The following is a 2,533-nucleotide window of genomic DNA, read 5'->3' as shown; positions in this document are numbered from 1 at the left end:
GGGGCCGGGGCCGTCCCGCGCGGAACGGGCGTGCCTCAGCCGCCCAGGCGTACCGGCAACTCGTACAGGTCGTTCTGCGTGACCATCGGCTTGTTGCGGAGCTCGCTCGCCGGGACGGCCAGGTCCAGGTCCGGGAACCGGGTGTACAGGGCGGGAAGGGCGACCCCCGCCTCCAGCCGCGACAGTGCCGCACCGGGGCACACATGCGGACCGTGCCCGAAGGAGATGTGCCGGTTCGCGGTCGCCCGGGTGATGTCGAAGGCGCCGGCCGTCGGCCCGTGGGCCTCCTCGTCGCGCCCGATGGCGGCGTACGACACGATCAGCGCGTCCCCGGCCGGAAGCACCTTGTCCCCGACGGGCACGTCCTCCGTGGCGAAGCGGATCAGCACGTGCGACGTCGGCGTGGAGTGGCGCAGGGTCTCCTCGATCACCTGCGACCAGTCCGCCTCCCCGGAGAGCACCAGCGCGCGCTGCTCGGGGTGCGTGGAGAGGTTCACCACCGCGTTGACGATGAGCGAGATCGTCGTCTCGTGGCCCGCCGCGACCATCAGCTGGAGCGTCGAGGTGATCTCCGCGTCGGTGAGGTGGTCACCGTTCTCGGAGGCCGCGATCAGGGCGGACGTGAGGTCGTCGCCGGGCTCGGCCCGCTTCTCCGGCACCGTCTTCGCCATGATCCCCCTCAGCTCGGTGATCGTCGCGATGACCTCCTTGGGCGGTGTCTGCGTCGAGAAGAACTTGTCGAAGAGCACCTTCATCCGGGGGAGCCGGCTCTTGTCGAGGCCCATGAGGTCCGCGATGACGTACATCGGGAGCGGGTACGCGAACTCCGCCTTCAGGTCGACCACCGACCCGTCCGTGGGCAGCCGGTCGAGGAGGTCCTCGGTCATCTTCGTGATCTTGTCGCGCATCCCCTCCACCCGCCGCGGCGTCAGCGCCTGCGCGACCAGCGTGCGGAGCCGGCGGTGGTCGGCGCCGTCCACCGTCAGCATGGAACGGCTCGGGTTGGCGAGCCCGATCAGCGGCCAGTCGGGCGCGATCTCGCCGCGCCGCCAGGCACCCCAGACGTTGATGTCCTTCACCAGCCGGGGGTCCGTGAGCAGCTGCCGCGCCTCGGCGTGGTGCGTGACCGCCCACACCGGGACCCCGCCCGGCAGCTCCACGGCGGCGAGCGGCCCGGCGGCACGCAGCGCTCTCACCGTCCAGATCGGTCACCAGGGGGTCGAGCGCGATACGGGCCGGTGCGGCACTGGTCTGTCCAGCGCCGGTCTGTCCAGCGCCGGTCTGTCCAGCGCCGGTCTGTTCCGTACGAGTCGTCATGCGAGCGTGCCTCCAAGGGCGGGAGTGGGCGTGAACGTCACCGGCAGTTCCGTCAGGCCGCGCAGCCACGGTGACGGGCGGCGGGTCAGGGACTCGGCGGGTACGGCCAGATCGATGTCCGGCAGCCGGTCCAGTACGACCTCGATCCCCGTCCGCGCCACGACCTCCGCCACCTCCTGCGCCGGGAACGGGCACCGGTGCTCCCCGTGCCCGAAGGAGAAGTGCGCGTTGTTGCCGCCGGTCAGAGCGGAGCCGTCGGTACGGACCCGGGGGTCGGAGTTGGCGCCCTGCAGCCCGAGCAGCAGCAGGTCGCCCGCGCGGATACGGCGGCCGCCGAGCCGGGTGTCGCGGGACGCCCAGCGGCCGGCCACGTTCTGGGTGGGGGTGTCCTCCCACAGGACCTCGTTCATGGCCTCGGCCACGCTGTTGCGGCCGCCGAAGAGGGAGGCCGCGAAACGGTCGTCCGTCAGCATCAGGTGCAGCGAGTTGCCGATCCAGTCGGCGGTCGGCTGGTGCCCGGCCGCCGTCATGACCATGAGGTCCTGGACGATCTCCTCGTCCGTCCACCCGGAGGGGTGCGCCAGCATGCGCGACACCACGTCGTCCGCCGGGGCCGCCCTCCGGTCGGCCACCAGCCTTCCGATGGACGCGGCCAGGTGGGCCTGCCCCGCGAGGGCGCGCTCACGGCCGTCGATCATGTCGTTCAACGCGCCGACGAGACCCGGCCCCTGTTCCTCCTCGAAGCCGTAGAGCACGGCGAGCACCCGCATCGGCAGCAGCATCGCGTAGCCGGCCGCGAGGTCCGCCTCGCCCTTGTGGCACACCGCGTCGATCAGCTCGTCGGCCAGCCTCTCGGCGAGGGCGCGCAGCCGGAAGGGGTCGACCGCCTCCAGGGCCTCGCCGATCATCGCGGCGCGCTCGCGGTGGCGTTCGCCGACCGTGTACAGGATCGAGGGCTGCTTGTGGCCGATCATCGGCAGCAGCGGCCAGTCGTCGGGGATGTCCGGCCACTGGTTCCAGAGGTCGGAGTCCCGGCTGAACAGCACCGGGTCGCCGGTCACCTGATGCAGCTCGCGATACCCGAGCACCAGCCACGCCGGCACCCCGCCCTCCAGTACGACCGGCGCCACGGCACCGTACTCGCGCCGCAACTCCCGGTAGAGCGCGGCCGGTTCGCTCTGGAAGCGGGGGCTGCCGAGGGGGACGGGGGCAAGGG

1 protein-coding gene and 1 pseudogene are annotated in these 2,533 nt (G+C 72.0%); both read right to left on the bottom strand.

Annotated elements, in window-relative coordinates; translation table 11 throughout:
• Window positions 1-35 precede the first annotated feature (35 nt).
• Window positions 36-1,230 (bottom strand): annotated as a pseudogene (locus FNH04_RS44730) (cytochrome P450 family protein).
• Between the two features lie 83 nt (window positions 1,231-1,313).
• Window positions 1,314-2,533, bottom strand: a 1,220-nt coding sequence (locus FNH04_RS44725) for a cytochrome P450 (RefSeq protein ID WP_152791953.1), incomplete at its 5' end; no start/stop codon positions are given.

The sequence above is a fragment of the Streptomyces phyllanthi genome, from assembly GCF_009377205.1.
Lineage (GTDB): Bacteria > Actinomycetota > Actinomycetes > Streptomycetales > Streptomycetaceae > Streptomyces > Streptomyces phyllanthi.
The sequence above is the reverse complement of the archived record's forward strand: the minus strand, read 5'-3'. Positions and strand labels throughout refer to the sequence as shown.